This window comes from Pseudomonas sp. S2_C11 (assembly GCF_054668395.1).
On sequence record NZ_CP162765.1, the window covers coordinates 2,321,843 to 2,338,192 of the forward strand.

General features: G+C 57.8%; 17 protein-coding genes. 6 read left to right on the top strand and 11 right to left on the bottom strand.

What is annotated here, in order from left to right; translation table 11 throughout:
- Positions 1–114: 114 nt before the first annotated feature.
- The gene (locus AB4N48_RS10485) at positions 115–1,248 is read right to left on the bottom strand and encodes a lactonase family protein (protein WP_460095375.1); all 1,134 of its coding nucleotides are present in this window, start codon (positions 1,246–1,248) and stop codon (positions 115–117) included.
- Positions 1,249–1,523: 275 nt separating this feature from the next.
- On the opposite strand from AB4N48_RS10485, the gene AB4N48_RS10490 reads away from it, so the two are divergent.
- Positions 1,524–2,816, top strand: a complete 1,293-nt coding sequence (locus AB4N48_RS10490; protein ID WP_371857525.1) for an Nramp family divalent metal transporter — start codon at positions 1,524–1,526, stop codon at positions 2,814–2,816.
- A 42-nt stretch (positions 2,817–2,858) separates the two neighbouring features.
- Here AB4N48_RS10490 and AB4N48_RS10495 read toward each other — a convergent pair whose 3' ends face one another.
- The 5 genes from AB4N48_RS10495 to folE form a co-directional block, all read right to left on the bottom strand.
- Positions 2,859–3,662, bottom strand: coding sequence for a DUF1206 domain-containing protein (locus AB4N48_RS10495; protein WP_056786090.1), 804 nt, complete (start codon positions 3,660–3,662; stop codon positions 2,859–2,861).
- 126 nt (positions 3,663–3,788) lie between these two features.
- Positions 3,789–4,094, bottom strand: a complete 306-nt coding sequence (locus tag AB4N48_RS10500) for a DUF6482 family protein (protein WP_252878214.1) — start codon at positions 4,092–4,094, stop codon at positions 3,789–3,791.
- A gap of 14 nt (positions 4,095–4,108) precedes the next feature.
- On the bottom strand, positions 4,109–4,819 hold the full coding sequence (locus tag AB4N48_RS10505; protein WP_406229146.1) for an SDR family oxidoreductase: 711 nt from the start codon (positions 4,817–4,819) through the stop codon (positions 4,109–4,111).
- Positions 4,816–5,358, bottom strand: a complete 543-nt coding sequence (locus AB4N48_RS10510; protein WP_122746185.1) for a DUF3833 domain-containing protein — start codon at positions 5,356–5,358, stop codon at positions 4,816–4,818. Before AB4N48_RS10510 ends, AB4N48_RS10505 begins: the two co-directional genes overlap by 4 nt.
- 45 nt (positions 5,359–5,403) lie before the next feature.
- Positions 5,404–5,961, bottom strand: a complete 558-nt coding sequence (folE, locus tag AB4N48_RS10515; protein ID WP_136493318.1) for a GTP cyclohydrolase I FolE — start codon at positions 5,959–5,961, stop codon at positions 5,404–5,406.
- 353 nt (positions 5,962–6,314) lie between these two features.
- Between folE and AB4N48_RS10520 the strand changes: the two genes are divergently transcribed.
- On the top strand, positions 6,315–6,626 hold the full coding sequence (locus AB4N48_RS10520; RefSeq protein WP_130927275.1) for a hypothetical protein: 312 nt from the start codon (positions 6,315–6,317) through the stop codon (positions 6,624–6,626).
- A 169-nt stretch (positions 6,627–6,795) separates the two neighbouring features.
- On the opposite strand, the gene AB4N48_RS10525 is transcribed toward AB4N48_RS10520, so the two are convergent.
- A complete protein-coding gene (locus tag AB4N48_RS10525; RefSeq protein WP_050977893.1) occupies positions 6,796–7,755 on the bottom strand; it encodes a LysR family transcriptional regulator in 960 nt (319 codons plus the stop codon).
- A gap of 89 nt (positions 7,756–7,844) precedes the next feature.
- Here AB4N48_RS10525 and AB4N48_RS10530 point away from each other — a divergent pair, with 89 nt between their 5' ends.
- From AB4N48_RS10530 to AB4N48_RS10540, 3 genes are all read left to right on the top strand, one after another.
- Positions 7,845–8,663, top strand: a complete 819-nt coding sequence (locus AB4N48_RS10530) for an NAD(P)H-dependent oxidoreductase (protein ID WP_252867631.1) — start codon at positions 7,845–7,847, stop codon at positions 8,661–8,663.
- The gene (locus tag AB4N48_RS10535) at positions 8,660–8,950 is read left to right on the top strand and encodes a hypothetical protein (protein ID WP_122706234.1); all 291 of its coding nucleotides are present in this window, start codon (positions 8,660–8,662) and stop codon (positions 8,948–8,950) included. The genes AB4N48_RS10530 and AB4N48_RS10535 overlap by 4 nt, the downstream gene beginning before the upstream one ends.
- A gap of 284 nt (positions 8,951–9,234) precedes the next feature.
- Entirely contained in the window at positions 9,235–10,689 is a 1,455-nt protein-coding gene (locus tag AB4N48_RS10540) for a TrkH family potassium uptake protein (protein ID WP_150742190.1), read from the top strand.
- Between the two features lie 58 nt (positions 10,690–10,747).
- On the opposite strand, the gene AB4N48_RS10545 is transcribed toward AB4N48_RS10540, so the two are convergent.
- On the bottom strand, positions 10,748–11,233 hold the full coding sequence (locus AB4N48_RS10545; RefSeq protein ID WP_252867629.1) for a DUF6130 family protein: 486 nt from the start codon (positions 11,231–11,233) through the stop codon (positions 10,748–10,750).
- A 410-nt stretch (positions 11,234–11,643) separates the two neighbouring features.
- Between AB4N48_RS10545 and AB4N48_RS10550 the strand changes: the two genes are divergently transcribed.
- Positions 11,644–12,024, top strand: coding sequence for a hypothetical protein (locus tag AB4N48_RS10550; protein ID WP_122507382.1), 381 nt, complete (start codon positions 11,644–11,646; stop codon positions 12,022–12,024).
- 71 nt (positions 12,025–12,095) lie between these two features.
- On the opposite strand, the gene AB4N48_RS10555 is transcribed toward AB4N48_RS10550, so the two are convergent.
- The 3 genes from AB4N48_RS10555 to AB4N48_RS10565 all read right to left on the bottom strand — a co-directional run bounded on the left by AB4N48_RS10555 (position 12,096) and on the right by AB4N48_RS10565 (position 16,093).
- A complete protein-coding gene (locus AB4N48_RS10555; RefSeq protein ID WP_252867628.1) occupies positions 12,096–14,486 on the bottom strand; it encodes a TonB-dependent siderophore receptor in 2,391 nt (796 codons plus the stop codon).
- Positions 14,487–14,607: 121 nt separating this feature from the next.
- Positions 14,608–15,588: a FecR domain-containing protein gene (locus tag AB4N48_RS10560; RefSeq protein WP_305380806.1), complete on the bottom strand. Its 981-nt coding sequence runs from the start codon at positions 15,586–15,588 to the stop codon at positions 14,608–14,610.
- Positions 15,575–16,093, bottom strand: a complete 519-nt coding sequence (locus AB4N48_RS10565; protein WP_252886218.1) for a sigma-70 family RNA polymerase sigma factor — start codon at positions 16,091–16,093, stop codon at positions 15,575–15,577. The genes AB4N48_RS10560 and AB4N48_RS10565 overlap by 14 nt, the downstream gene beginning before the upstream one ends.
- Positions 16,094–16,350 lie beyond the last annotated feature (257 nt).

Here is a 16,350-nt window from a genome sequence, read left to right on the forward strand (position 1 = left end):
GGCAGTCTCTTGAAAGTGAGGTCTGCGAAAATGTATCAACCTCGGCAAACCTAATGACCGAAGCGGCGGGGGATTAGTTGCAGGACGGCGGAGCAGTTGCTGCTCCGCAGATATTCATGCGTCAGGCGTTTGCAGGACTTCGATCCATAACGCGCCTTTGCCGGAGGCCGCTTCACCGACACGCTTCAGCGCGCCATCCTTGCTCACCGCGTACGTACCGACCTTGGCGCTTTTCTCGCCCGTCACCAGCAGCCAGTGGCCATCGGGGGAGAAGGCGATGTTACGCGGTTGTTGTTCTTGCACGGGGTAGTTGTCGAGAAACGTGAGTCCTCCCGTTTCCGCATCCACGGCAAATGCCGACACGCTGCTGCTGGTGCGCTCACTCATCAGCAGCAGTTTTCCATCCGGCGACATGCGCAGGTCGGCGGCCCAGATGCGCGGGGTCGGGTCGTCTTTGAGGTCGTTGTTGCGCGCATCACGGACTTCGCCGTGGGCCAGTTGCAAACGTTCGGGAATGCCGTTGGCCACAGCGATTTGCGTTAACGCGCCGCTGGCGTCGTCGATTGAAAACGCGGTCACGGTGCCGCTCATTTCACCGACAACGTAAAGGAATTTGCCGTTCGGCGAGAACGCCAGGTGCCGAGGGCCGGTGTTGTCCGGGACGCTGACCGAGCCGCTGCCGATCGGGCTGAGCTCGCCAGTCTTGGCATCCAGGCGATATTGCAGCACCTTGTCGGTGCCCAGGTTGCCAGCGTAGGCAAAGCGATTGCTCGGCTCGGTGCGAATCGAATGCGCGTGCAGGCCGGTCGGATAACGCAGGATGTTGGCGGAAGGTTGCTGATCTTCGCCGATCTTTTGAACGCTGAGGGTGTCGGCGCCGTAGGACGCGGCGAGCAGGTAGCGACCTTTTCGATCGGTCGACAGGTAGGCCATGCTCTCTGCCAAGGGCGCTTGGGTGAATTTTGTCAGGCGACCGCTTTGGCGATCGATCCGGTAACCCAGCACCTGAAAGGGTTTGACGCGCAAGGCTGCAAACAGCACCTTGCCATCCGGGGTGAGCGCCATGGGATTGACCTGATCACCGGCCTGAATCTGTTCGACCAGGGTAAGCGCGCCGTTGCTCTGATCAAGGCGATATTGCGAGATCAGAGCGTCGCCGGGGCTTGAGATGTAGGCATAGGTGGCGGCATTGGCCGTCACGCTCAGGGTTGAAGCGAGCGCAGCGATTGCGATGGTTCTTTTCATCATTTCCGGCCTTATTGTTGTTGTGATCAGTCATCCTATGAGTGATTGGCTAAGGCTTCAATGTCTATTTCATGGAGCTGGAACGTCGCTTAGCCTAGTTTTATAGACGCGTATTAGAGGATGTTGATCAACAGAAATGATCGAGCAGTACGGTAATCAGCGAGTTGTGAAACATTTTTACATACTCTCCTGTTAGCGTTGTTGTACGACATCCTACCTAATGTGCGCACTGCACCAATTCTCACAAAAACAATAACGGAGATACCCCTATGACGAGCATGGCTCCACTCGATCATCAGGCCGCTGCGAAACCGCAAAACCTGTTCCTGCGAACGCTGAAACTGCTCGGCCCCGGCATTATCGCCGTGCTGTCGTGGCTCGGTGCGGGTGACCTGATCACATCCTCCGTGGCCGGTGCGAACTACGGCTACGCCATGATGTGGGTGCTGGCGGTCTCGCTGTTGCTCAGGTACCTGATCGTCAACATCATTGCCCGGTTCCAGCTGTGCAATAACCAAGGCATGACCATTCTGCAGGGCTACGCCCAGCTCAATCCGGTGTTCGCCTGGTTCATGCTGGTTTATGCCCTGTTGATGGGGCACTTGATGAACGCCTACATGATCAAGGGGGCAGGGGAGTCACTGGCGATGCTGTTCAAGATCGATCAGCCATTGCTGTGCTCGGTGGCGGTGGTGCTGGCGGTCTGGATGCTGGTCGGGCGCAACATCTACACGATGATCGAAGGCGTGATGAAGCTGCTGCTGGCGATCATGACCCTGGCGTTTATCGCCCTGGCGGTGATGTCCGGTCCGGATGTCACAGGCATCATCAAAGGCACCATCGGCTTCAGCATTCCGCCGGACGAAGGCGTGCATGGCGCGTTGCTGGTGGCGGTCTCGGTAATCGGCGCGGTCGCCGGCTCGATCGCCAACTTCGTGCACCCGTATGTCATGCGCCAGAAAGGCTGGACCGGGCCGCAGCACAAGCGCATTCAGCGTAACGATCTGCTGTTTGCGGTGTTCGTCGGGATCATCATCAACCTGGCGATCTGGATCGTCGGCGCGGAAATCCTGCGGCCCAACGGCATCGAGGTGAAAACCTTGGGCGATCTGGGCAAGGCGCTGGAAATCTTCTTCGGCCCGATCGGCTGGTATGTGTTCTTCATCGGCGTATTCGCGACCTTGTTTGCCAGTATTTCAGGCAAGACCACGGCGTTTCCGATGCTGATCACCGATGCCTTCCAGCATGTTCGTCCTGAGCGTCGCGAGAAGTATGGCAAAGAGTTCCATCACGACCCGATGCACAAGTGGTTCATGCTGTTCATCCTGGTCACGCCGCTGATCTGGTCGATGCCGGGCATGCCGGATTTCGTCACCCTGACCATTGGTGTCAGCGCATTGAACATCATTGGTTTGCCGGTGATTTCCCTGGGCTTGCTGATCATGTCCAACCAGAAATCGCTGCTGGACAAGCAATACCGCAACAACCTGTTTGAAAACATCGCGCTGTTATTTGCCACCGGTCTGGCGCTTTGGGTGGCCTTTCAGCTGGGCGTTGATCTGTTTACTTGATGAGGAGCAGTCGAGGGGGCACACGCCCCCTCGAATCGCCGCTTACAACGGCACATCCATTTCGATTCTGCGCCAGGCGGCTTCGGAAAAGCTGTATACCGAGAAGGCGATCAGCCCCAAGGCCATCAGCATCAACAGCACGCCGCCTGCCGGCAGATTCTGCAAAGCATCCAGCGCCTCCTTCATGCCGGGTGGATTGGTCGCTTGGTAAACCGAGCCGCTGACCGCCATCAGCACTGCAATCTCGATAAACACCACGCCTCGGGCGATCAAGCCAAAGCGCGACACCGGGCGCACGTAACGCATCACTTCGTCATCCGCTTCGAAGTACTTCTCGAACGAGGCCTTCCAGCCTTTGATGATGTGGGCAATACCGACACCCAGCGGGATCAGCGCGATCAGGTAGATCAACAGGTTCGAATGCTCGAACGACAGCAGCTGCGCAAGCAGATCCTTGGTCTTGCCATCCCCGGAACCGCCCGAGCTCCTGAGGCCACTCACCAAGAGGCCCAAGGCAAAGAAGGCCAGCGCCGCGTTGACCAGACCGCCGGCGAGCAAACCTGCGCGAATGACCAGACCTTTGAACTCGCTGCCGTGGTGGTCGACATCGCGGATCGCTTGCAACGCACGCCACGCGGCGAAGGCCAGCAGGCCGGCGACCACAACACCGATCAGCACATAGCCAAAGGGCTGACTGAGCAATGCTTCGAGGCTCTTGTGGCTGTCTTTCGGTTTGGTGGAATCGTGCGCTGCCAACAGAGCGAAGATACCGATGATCAGATACAGAACGCCGCGCGCGGCGTATCCGCCTCGGGCAAGCAGGACAAGCGTGTGTTGAGTGGACATGGGTTTTACTTCCAGGGAATCGATGTGAAGCAGACCCGTGGACGGGGCAGGGGTTCGATAAATGCGTCGCCGGTGGGCGACGCGCGCCTTATCAGCCTGCCATTCAGTGCTCGCCGCGCTTGAGCCTCATAAAGGCGTGGTCAGCGAAAACGGAATGCGCAGCTCTTCAACCGGCCCTGAATCCCGGCCGCACATTTCGTCGTGCACGCATTGTTGCACCAGTACGCAGGGAAACGCCGGCACGGTTTGTAGCAAGTCGCGCAGGTGGGTGATCGAACGCAGGTGCATTGGCTTGGCCGCGTCATCGAGCAAGGTGAACTGGCCTTGATCCAGGCGAATCCGCGCCAGATAAAATCCACCTTCAAGTGACAGCAGCTCCAGTTCGCGAACTTCACTGTTGGCCGCACGTTCGGTGAGGGTTTGCAGATTCATGCTTCACTCCTTGCCTACCAGGGCAGGCGTTCTCCATCGTAGGCGAAGAAATGGCCGCTGTCGGCCGGCGTTAGCGTGTCAATCAGAGTCAGTAATTGCCCGGCGGCAATGTCTGCCGGGCGGGCGCTCGAGGCTCCGCGAAAAGGTTGCGACAACGGCGACACTACTGTGCCCGGGTGCAGACTGAGCAAGCGACTCTGCGGGCGCGTGCGCGAAAGCTCGATGGCGGCGGTCTTGATCAGCATGTTCAGCGCAGCCTTGGAGGCGCGATAGGCGTACCAGCCGCCCAAACGGTTGTCGCCGATGCTGCCGACTTTTGCCGACAGCATCGCCATCGCGCCTTGAGGCGCAAGCAACGGCAGAAAGTCGCGCAGCAGCAATGCCGGCCCCAGTGTGTTGACCTGGAACACGGCCTGCAGCGACTCGGCGTCGATCGCGCTGTAGCTTTTTTCCGGCTTGATCCGGTCACGATGGAGGAGGCCGGCTGCGTGAATGATCAGGTGAAAGGGCGCTTCGCCTGCCAGTTCAGCGGCGGCGCTGGCGATCGTTTCGGGTTGCTCGAGGTCGAGCTTCGGCACAGTCTGGCGTCCCAGCGCACGGACGCTGGCGCAACGTGGATCCTGTTTCAAATGTTGGCAAAACGCCGTGCCGAGGGCGCCACTGGCGCCGATCACCAAGGCGCGATAACCGTCGCCGAACGAGGTCAGGGTCAACCCACTCCTCATGGGTTCGCCCCAGCGTTCTGGCGCCGGAAGAACACCGTCACCTGACCGACTTCGAAACCCCACTTGGACATACGGGTGCGGTTGATCAACGTGTCTTCGTCGACCAGGTACATCCAGTCGTCCATGCTCATCTCGTAGGTCGAATCATCAACTGGCAGGTTCAGGCGATAACGCCAGTGGAAGGTGTTGCCTGCGATCTGGCCCTGAGCAACTCCGACCACATCATGCGCGCGACCGCTCCACTGACCATTGCCCCCGGGAGTGAGGGTCCAGACTCGGCGTTCACGGGTGCCGTCGCTGTAACGGAAGCGCTCGTCGAGGATCAGGTTTTCACCTTCACGACGGCTGGCGATATCAACCTCGAAACGCTTGACCACTTCGCCGTTGCGTTTCTGAAACATCCCCCAGGCTTTGACGGGCTGGCTGAAGAACTGCTCCAGACTCAATGCCGGTTGCTGATCCGCATAACGAGCAACATCGACACTGCCGCAGCTTGCAATGCTGAGCGCCAGTCCTAACAGCAGCAGAAATCGGGTCATCTTCCTACTCCTTGTGCTTGTACAGTTAACAGGCTGTGTATAGGCCTAGCGCCGGCCGATGAGCTGGAGAAATTCCTGCCGCGTCGTCGAGCTGTCGCGAAAGGCACCGAGCATGACCGAGGAGGTCATGATCGAATTCTGCTTCTCGACACCGCGCATCATCATGCACATGTGCCTGGCTTCAATAACCACCGCGACACCGGCAGCATCGGTGATCTGCTGGATCGCCTGAGCAATCTGCCGAGTAAGGTTTTCCTGGATCTGCAGGCGCCGCGCGAACATGTCGACCACCCGCGCCACCTTCGAAAGCCCCAACACCCGGCCAGTGGGGATATACGCCACATGCGCCTTGCCGATAAACGGCAGCATATGGTGCTCACACAGCGAATAGAGCTCGATGTCGCTGACGATCACCATCTCATCGCCCTGCGACTCGAACAGCGCACCGTTGGTGACGTCTTCCAGGCTCATCGCGTAACCGTTGCACAGGTATTGCATCGCCTTGGCGGCGCGCTGGGGCGTGTCCAGCAAACCCTCGCGTTCCGGGTTCTCACCGACGCCAACGAGGATTTCACGGTAATGGCTGGCTAGTAGTGGGCTCATTCGGGTTACTCGTGGCGGTGCGGGTTAAGGACACAGTCGGGTGAAAAGGTTGTACGCATACAGGTTGGCTGTATAGGTTTTATTCAAGATAGGCCGAAAAAAATCAACTGACAATGAATCGGTGATTTTTTTGTGCGGGTTTGGGATTTCAGGCAGGACAAACCTGGGGTCAGGTTTGGTGAGCGGCTTGCGTGGCGCCGATGTGCGGGCGTCTCAGCTCATAGCTGCCGGTGGCGGATGGCAGCTATCGGCCAGAGCGTACGCCCAGCGAACTTTTTTCAACCCAAAGCGCTCGTCATCATGTTCAAGTATTATTGCGTCGATGCTCGGACTATTCATAGGTAGGTTGATGCATGGCCAGAAGCATTAGGCTTCAACAGAAACTTCATTCAAAGTATCTCATTGAGGTAGCGGGAGAGGTGGTGCTTGATGACTGCCTTGTTGAAAAGCTATGGGCGCTCAACAGAGGTGACAGGTTTGAGTTGAACTCACGCTCCATCGGTTTTGGACCTGTTCAAAAATACCGCTTGGAATACGCGATAACGAGAGGCCCCATTCCTGGGCATTGGCTCTACAAAGAATTTGACCCAAAGGAACTGACATTATTTTTTACGGCAAAAGACTTTGCCGGCATTTGCCATGGCTGGACCTTGTTTGACGAGTGACCATTCACGGTTCGCTGCCTGGGAGGCAGCTTCCGGCCAAAAACAGTCATTCAGGTATGCCGATAAAACCATAATCGGCCATACGTAGATGGATGGAAATTTATTGCCTCAGCGAGCTTGCAAGAGCGAGCCAACCAGCGAGCCTTTGACCTATCGAGTACTCGACACGCTAGCTTGTCTGGACGGGTTTTAAGGTTGTCAGAGTTCTTGGGTTGCCATAATCGGATGCACGAGAATCGGCCACGCGAGTGATGAACTCACGTACCCATTTGAAGCCGGCGTGCCCATCCGACCGCTCATGCCAGAACAAGCCAATCGCAAAACCTTCCACCGGCAAGGGAGGGGCTACGCACAGCAGTTGCTCGCTGCGACCGTCTACAAGACGACTTGGAACCAGGGCCACACAATCCGACTGCGCGACCAACTCCGGTACTGGAAGAAATGACGACGCTGAATGAACGACGTTACGCCGCAGCCCGTGCGCTACCAAGGCGTGATCCACCGAGGTAGAGAAGCCTCCGCCGCGCAGTGACACCACGACATGTTCCAGCTGCGCGAACTCATCCACGGTCAGGCCCGCGCGCAGGCTTGGATGCCCACGACGCCCGATCAGCACGTAACTCTCATCATAGAGGTGTTGCGAGTGCAGTGCGGGCGGAACCCCGTTCATGTTTATCACGGCCAGATCCACCTCGCCGCGGGTCATCTGCAGCTCCAGCTGTGGTACGTCCAGGACGCGCAGTGCGATGCGGACACCCGGCGCTTCGCGTCGCATGGCGACAACGAGATGTTTGATCAAAACCGCCTGCACGTAATCCGTGCAGGCGATTGATACCGTCAGGCTCGCCGTCGCGGGCTCGAAATTCAGATGAGTAGTGACGGTCGCCCTTACCTGGTCAAGTGCCTGGCGAAGCGGCACGAGCAGCTCCAAGGCTTTGACGGTGGGCGTCATTCCACGCTGCGCGGGGATCAGAAGAGGGTCGTTGAAGACGTCGCGCAGACGGCTCAACTGAGCGCTGACTGCTGGCTGGCTCAAATGCAGACGAGCGGCAGCCCGGGTCACGTTCTGCTCAATGAGAAGGGCCTCCAACGTCACAAGCAGATTTAGATCAAGGCGTCTGGTATCCATCGATCTTATGTTAGCAGCAAAATTTTGCGATTTCACAGATGGCCCGAGCCCCGCGACACTCCTTCGAAATCACAGCGGAGCCGTCCTTCATGTCGAAAAAAGTACTGATCATCTATGCCCATCCCGAGCCTTCGTCGCTAACGCGGCAACTGGTGGATGTGTCTGTTGAATGCTTGACTGCGCAAGGACACGAGGTCCTGCAATCCGATCTATACGCCATGGGCTGGAAAGCGATATTCGACGAGCACGACTTTCCTCAGCGGGCCAACCCTCAGCGGCTCTCGTTCGGAGCAGAGTCCGCCCACGCCTATCGTCATCGCAGCCAAAGCCCTGACGTGGCGGCGGAGCAAGACAAGGTTCTAGCGGCAGACGTAGTCATCTTCCAGTTTCCGCTCTGGTGGTACGGCATGCCTGCCATCATGAAGGGATGGATAGATCGCGTCTGGGCAGCCGGACTCGCCCACGGCTACAAGGACGCTGGCAACGCCTACCGCTATGGTGACGGCGCTTTCAAAGGCAAGCGGGCCATGTTGTCAGTCGCTGTCGGCGGCCCCGCAGAAGACTACTCGCCGCGCGGCATCAACGGACCACTCGAGCAATTGCTGTTTCCGATCACGCACGGCTCGCTCTACTTTCCTGGGTTCGATGTGCTGCCGACGTTCGCCATATACGGCACTGGCAACTTGACCGCCGCAGATGCCGTCGCAGCTAAAGAGGCTTGGCGCACCCGACTCGAGGATTTGTTCACAGATGCGCCAATACCCTTCCGGCCCCAAAACGGTGGGGACTACACTCCCCGCAATGAGCTTAAACCGAATGTGGCCGTGGGCCAGAGCGGCATAATGGCGCACGTTGCTTATGGTGAAACAATCCAGCGCAAGCAGCTGAAAACGGAGGAGGTGACATGAAAACCTTCGTGATTCTGACTCGCCGTGCTGATGGAGCGGCAGAAGACTTCAAGCGGCTGGCGAAACCGGAGGTAGTGCACGTTTGGCAAGGCTTCGCTGGCGGTATCGTGCGCGCAGTTCATGGGCTGGCCGATGGTCCCGGTGCCGCGTTTGAACTGGAGTCCGTCACCTTCGAAGAGGCGCGTGATTACATCGAGGCGCTGCCTTACGTCAAAGGGAATCTGCTACACGTGCAGTACTGCGCGCTCAAGCCCTTCTCTGATTACGAGAAACTCGTTTCCTCCTGATGAGCGATCAGCGCAGATCAACTCCCGTTTGCACGGCGCTGCATGCTGCAGCCAGATTTTACGCGCAACATGCAGCGTCAGGCCGGGACTCGTTTGATGCGAAGAGGGCTGGCACTGGCGGCTTCTGCCGTTTCCGGCCTGTTGCGAAGGCCTGTAATTGACTCATAGCCACGCTTTGACTCCCGCAGCCTGACTGATTGCAGGTCAAAATTTTACGGAGAATTTACGCAGTCTTTATTGAGGGCATCCGATACTGCGCGGCGCTAATTTGGAACGCTATCGTGATGTCCCTCGCAGCAATTCGGCTTATCGGCTTCATCTTGGGTATTTTTCTGATCACCCTGGCGGTAAGCATGGCTATACCCATGTTCACGCTGGTGGTCCATGAGCGTAGCGACGATCTGTCGGCCTTTCTCTGGTCGAGTCTGATTACCTTCATCTGTGGTCTGCTGTTGATCGTGCGAGGGCGTCCGGAGACCGGCAATCTTCGGCCCAGGGACATGTACCTGCTGACTACCGCGAGCTGGGTTGTTGTGTGCGCCTTCGCAGCGTTACCCATGGTTTTCATCAGCGATATCAGCTACACCGATGCATTCTTTGAAACGATGTCGGGCATCACCACCACTGGCTCGACGGTACTCACCGGTCTGGATAGCGCCTCTCCCGGCTTGTTGATCTGGCGTTCCATGCTGCATTGGTTAGGCGGCATCGGTTTTATCGGCATGGCTGTCGCGATTCTTCCGCTCTTGCGAGTCGGCGGCATGCGTCTTTTCCAGACAGAGTCCTCGGACTGGTCGGAGAAAGTGACACCACGTTCTCATGTCGCAGCCAAGTACATTCTTTTGCTCTATCTGGGCCTGACGGGTATCGGCACTTTGGCGCTCTGGCTCGCAGGAATGACCCCATTCGAAGCGATCAACCACGCAATGTCGTTGATCTCTACCGGCGGGTTCTCGACGTCGGACTCCTCCCTCGGGCACTGGGAGCAGCCAGCAATCCACTGGGTGGCGGTAGTCATCATGATCCTGGGCAGCCTGCCATTCACCTTGTACGTCGCAACCTGTCGGGGCAATCGGCGTGCGCTGATCAGGGACCACCAGGTACGCGGGTTTATTGGATTCCTGCTCGTCACATCGTTGGCAGTAGGTACCTGGCTGTATTTTCACAGCGACTACGGATGGTGGGACGCGTTTCGTATCGTGGCGGTCAATGTGACCTCGGTCGTCACGACCACCGGAATTGCGGTTGGCGACTACACCTTGTGGGGCAGCTTCGCTGTGTTGCTGTTTTTCTATCTGACCTTCGTCGGTGGCTGCTCCGGCTCAACGGCAGGCGGGCTGAAAATCTTCCGTTTTCAGGTGGCTGCCGCGCTTCTGGTCAGCAGCTTGAAGCAGTTGATTCACCCTCGGGCCGTGATTCAGAAAAAATACAACGGCCATCCCATCGACGAGGAGATCGTCCGTTCGCTGCTGACCTTCTCGTTTTTTTTCACCATCACGATTGCCGCCATCGCTTTGGGCCTGGCACTGATCGGGCTTGATTGGATTACCGCTCTGAGCGGTGCCGCTACGGCGGTGTGTAACGTCGGCCCCGGCCTGGGCACAATCATCGGGCCGGCAGGTAATTTCTCGTCACTGCCGGATGCGGCCAAATGGCTACTCACCGTTGGCATGCTGCTAGGCAGGTTGGAAATCCTGACGGTGTTGGTGCTCGTGACCCCGGTCTTCTGGAGATATTGAGCCAGTCAATCGCTGGCAGAGACGCCGATTGTTGCCTGTTACGGTGATAGCACGGCGGTCATGGTTTTACCGCGTGATGATCGTCAGTACGGGGAGCGTCCGTCGGTTTATTCTCCGGTACTGTAAAACTCACTGTCGTACTGGTGATGATCTGGTGCGTCGGGTCGGCCACTTCCAAGAGAACCTTGTGAGGACCGGGCGTTAGCCCGACCAGGATAATCGGGTCTTCACTGGTGTGCGCCCACGTACCTTTCCAGTCATCGACGGTCACGTGAAGGTGACCTAAGCGTGGTGATACCTGCGCAGCCACCTTGCCAAATACCGGCATGATCCTGGCGTGCTCTGTTCGAAACTGGATGATGACCACTCCACGGGCGAGCGGCTCGGCAAGCGGCGGGTAGGCAATGAGTCTCGGCGCACTCTCGGATGCCAAGGGCAGTATCGCCAGCGGAGAATCGCTGTCTGCTGCCCCTTGTCCGAGCACGGATGGGCAAAAGCAGACACCCAAAGCCAGGGCCAATAGACTTCCGGGAGCGAGGGACATGATCGGTTTCTCCGCGTGATTTCATTCAAGCGTAGATCAACCTGGGTATTGCCCGCGGCTCATTTGAAAATGGAATCATCCAACGTATCTCATCGATACTGACTGGCCGCTTCTGGCCGATCTCCGTGTCACGGATCGCCAAATACCCAAAAGCGGCCACCCTTGTGTTTGTGTACTATCTCAATTCGCTAGCGCCAGTGAGCGCGGGTCTCGATACCCGCTTTGTCACGTTTATCTGATGACAGTCCAAGTCGACCTCTGCCGAATAAGCCCCGGGGGAAAACGGGACCACCCAATCAGAAGCTGCTTTCGAACCATAGCTGTCGCTTAACAGCAAATCTGCCAACATGTTTTCTAACAGGCTTGTCCTGAATCCATCGCAAAACCGAACTCACGAGTACTTTGATCATATGGCCACAGGTCTTAGTGATGCCGAGCTTGATTACGTACTGGGGATGATTGAGAAAGCCCCAAACACCGAATTAAATGTTATGTGTGAGCACCTGCAGATCGACAGCCGCGATCTTCTCAATCAGTTGGCGATCTCAGTGGCAAGACTGTTTATCACCGGCGGCCGCGATTTTCACTACTGTGATGAGGTGATGAATATTGTCATCAGCGATATCGTCGATCTGTCCTTGTACGCAGAGATGCCCGAGCCGGCATTTTCGATCTATCAGGCATTTGATGCGGGCGAGTATTGGCACAGCGGCGATGACCGGGAGGTATTCCCTTGGGAGAGGTGGACCCGTCCTGAGCTTGAGAGAATTTTGCGTGAGGTCGGCGGCTAACAACCAAGTCGAAGGTGCCCGCGGTAACGCGGGCACCGTTTTCTGTGTGGGGAAAACGCTGACCCGTCTGCTTACCAGTTGTAGCTCAGCTTGGCGGTAATCTCGCGGCCCGGGTTGTAGAAGTTCGCGGTGCCGGAGCCGACCACGTGCTGCTCATCCAGCAGGTTGCTGACGTTCACCGCCAGGTCGGTGCCCTTGGCGATCTTGTAGTTGAAGGCGGCGTCGAACAGGGTAGTGCCATCGCTTTTGCCGGAGTTGGCTGCATCGAAGTAATAAGCGCCGACGTAGCGCGCACCCAGGCCCACGCTGACATCAGTGGCGGGTACGTCGTAGTAACTCCACAGCGAAGCTGAATGCTTGGGTGCCGTGGCGAATTCGTTACCCTTCAGCGAGCTGCCGTCGTACAACGAACCGCGCAGTACCTCGGACTCCATGTAGGAATAACCACCGATCAGGCTCAGGTTTTGCGTCACCTGCGCCTTGGCCTCCAGGTCGAGGCCACGCGCCCGCGATTCGCCCACTGTCTGCTGCTCGATGATGCCGCTCGGCAGCACCACGGCGATGGTGACGTTTTCCTGGGTCAGGTCATACACGGCGGCGGAGAACAGTGCATCCATTCCCATCGGCGCATACTTCACGCCCACTTCGTACTGCCTGCCTGTCTGCGGTGTCACGCCAACCTGCGGCGGCGAGACGGATTCGACCATGCTCACGTAGGTGGACACCTCATCGTTGACGATATAGGTCAACGCACCTCGGTAGGAGGTTTCGGAGAAGTTGTCTTTTTCAGTGGATTGCAAGCCTTTGCTGGTCAGGTCCATCGAGTCGTTGCGCACGCCTCCGGTGACGATGAAACGCTCGTAGAACGACAGGTTCTGCTGAAGGAAGACGGCCTTGGTGGTCGCCTCTCGCTTGTTGACGGCATACGGCGCGATTGAGCGTGGAACGCCAGTAAACACAGGGTTGGCAATATCGATCGGGGTTGTCAGGGCGTAGACCGAGCTTTCCTTGGTGGTCGAATCGAGATACTCCACGCCCACCAGGCTGCTGCTGTCGATGTTCTCGAAGCGGGCATCGTATTGCAGCATCAGATTGCCGTTGAACTGGTCAGCTTCGGTGTCGGTGCCAAACAGGTATCGATCAACGGTGGTACCGACACGCGCGGCGCTGTCGCTGAGGTACACGTAGCCGAAATCATCGGTCAACTTGCTGTAACGCAGATTGCTGCGCAGCACGAAACCGTTGTCGAAATCATGGGTGACGTTACCGCTGAGGCTGGTGCGCTCGACATCGTGGAAGTTGTAGCTGGGCTCGCCATAAAACTTGCTGCGGTCGTATTCCCGATCCAGCGGATAGCCGCCGCTGTTGGGCGAACTTTCGGTTTTCAGGTAATCCAGAATCATCGTAGCCGACGTGTAATCCGTCGGTGCCCAGGTGAGGCCACCCATAAACAACTGGTTGTCGTCCTGCGAATGATCGTACTCGCGGTCGCTGTTCTGGCCTTTGGCAGTAAAGCGGCCGGCCAGGGTTTTTTCGTCGTTCAGCGCATCGCCGACATCGATGCCGGTCTCGACATGGTCAAACGAACCGTAGGTCACATAGCCTTGGCCAAACTTCTCGAAGCGCGGCTGTTTGGTCACGAAATTTACCGAACCGCCCGGGTCCGCAGGGCCAAACAGGGTGGAGTTGGCGCCCCGCAGAATCTCGATGCGCTCATAGGCGAATGGGTCTTCGCGTACGCCGCGCATTGAGCTGAGGGTCAAGCCGTCACGGTAGGTGGTGGCCTGGAAGCCGCGGATCTGGAAATAGTCGTTGCGATCATCCGTACCATAAAAGTCACTGACCACGCCCGGCGTATATTGCAGCGCTTCTTCCGTGGTGCTGACGCTGCGCTGCTGCATTTCCTTGTTGGTCACCACCGACACCGATGCCGGTGTATTGAGAATGCTGGTTGCCACCTTGCCGCCCACCCAGAGTTCCTTGGCAACCACCGAGTTGGCGTCGTCGTCGGCACTGACCCGAACCTTGGCATTGATGATGAGCGGGGCGAGGCGGTAATCCTCGACGGCCGTTGCGTCGAGCTCCAGCGGGCCGGCGGTTTTTGCTTGAGGGGTCAGCAGGTAAGCATTTGGACCTTGCTGTTCGATCTGCAATTCGCTGCCCTGGAGCAAGGATGACAGCGCTGCCGATGTATCGAGCGTGCCATTCACGCCAGCCGTGGTGCGGTTCGCCACACTCGACGCGTCGAAAGAGAGGCTGATGCCAGCTTCGCGCGCAAAACGGTCAAGCGCTGGCGCCAGTGGGCCGGGGGCGATATTCCACTGTTTGACTTGATTGCTGTGATCAGCGCCCGAGGTTTGCGCCAGCGATGGCAATGCGTAGCTGCTCACGATCAAACCCAGGATCGCACCGTGCATGGCACGACTTAATGGATGGCGCTGTGAAACCGGGGACGAACTCATTTTCTCGCTCCAAGAAAGGACATCGGCAGACTGGCCTGTATTCCGGCCTTCCTTACAGGTCGAACGAGAATGAGAAACCACCTCATTATTTTTCAGGTAGCGAAAAAATATTCGGGTGGAGTCAGGTGGCAGCGGTTACGGTGACCCAATAACGGGTTCGGTAATCAATGTGCAGGCGCAGTGACTGCGCGATCAATGCCAGGACCCGATCGTTGTCGGCGAGCTGGAAAGTGCCGGAAACGCGACGATCAGCGACCTCTTCGGCGCAGCGCAGGACTCCTGGGCGATAACGCGACAACTCTGCGATGAAGTCTCCAAGGCGCATATGGTTCGCACTGATCACTCCGTCACCCCAACCCCATAGATCAAGGCCGTTGTCCCTGAACGTTCGGGCGTCACTTGAGGTGAACAGCAGTTGGTTTCCTGCCAGGACGTTGTGGCTCGCAGACGCTTGGCCGGAACCGGGGAAAACCGTGACTGATCCTTCCTGAGCTGCGACCAGTGTGCCGTCGTCACGCTCGCGGACCAGAAAGCGCGAGCTGTGGGCTCGCATGATCCCGTCGCGTGATTGCACCCACAACGGCCGCGCTTGCGGCGAGTGTTGATCCGCACCGACATTCACGATGATTTCACCACGGCGCAGGATGATCAGGCGTCGCTGGGCGTCGAAATCGCTGTCGACGGCGCTGTCGCTATTGAGCTGGATTAGGCTGCCATCATCGAGTTGGAAACGTCGTTGCTCGCCGGTGCTGCTGCGCTGTTGTGCAAGCATGGAGGGCAGGGGGGTGTAGTCACTGCCGAGCCAGGCTGCCGTGCCGACCGTCGCCAATACGCCCAGCAGCTTCAGGCTTTCCCGCCGGCGCATTCCATGTTGGGCGCCCTTAAGGGTTTGTCGAGCCAGCTGAGCTGGCACGCCTTCAAATTCATCGCCAAGCGTTTCCACACGCTGCCACGCCAATCCATGCTCCGGGCGCTGCTGCAGCCATTGCTCGAACGTGCGCTGTGTCTGTTCATCGGCTTGATTGAAGCGAAGGCGCACCAGCCATTGGATTGCCTGCTCGACAATGGCCGGATCCAGCGCCTCGGGCTCAGGCCTCGACATAACGCAAGCGATAGCAATGTTGCAGGGCCGTGGCCAGATCGCGCTCCACCGTCGCGCGGGAAACACCGAGCTTTTCGGCGATTTGCGCGCAGGTCAGACCGTCGAGTCGGGCAAATAAAAACGCCTGGCGTACTCTTGGTTTAAGCGAGTCGAGCAGACGGTCTATGCGCTCGAGCGCATCAAGAATCATCAGCCGGTTTTCTTCCGAGGGAACCTCGTGTTGCGGCAGCAACGTGATGCTTTCCAGGTAGGCGCGTTCGAGTTCGCGACGACGATACTGATCAATCATCAACCCTCGGGCAATGCTGCTCAAATAAGCACGTGGTTCGCGCAGGGCGCCGGACTGATGACGGTGTTTGAGCACACGGACGAAAGTGTCCTGCGCCAGATCTGCGGCGTTGTCGCGACAGCCGATGCGCCGAATCAGCCAGCCCTGTAACCACGAGAAGTGGGTGCGATAGAGCAGCCCTGGATCTGCAGTACCTAGTGTTTCGTCGCTACGCATCGGCATCCCGGGACATACATGATTGATAATTAATCGCATTCTACTCAGGCGTTGGGCCATCAGGCAAATGCGTCGCGCGTAGTGTCTGTTTCGGGCGAAATGACGCCCCTGGTTTCTTGGACAGTTGGCCACAGTTCAGGCTGACGCGCCGATCCCGGTAATAGGCCCAGGCTGGGTTGCTGCGTTACTGGTCAGAGGTGCTGTCATTCTAGTTTTTCCCTTCATCGCATTATCTTAGGTTCGAACGTCTGCTCTTG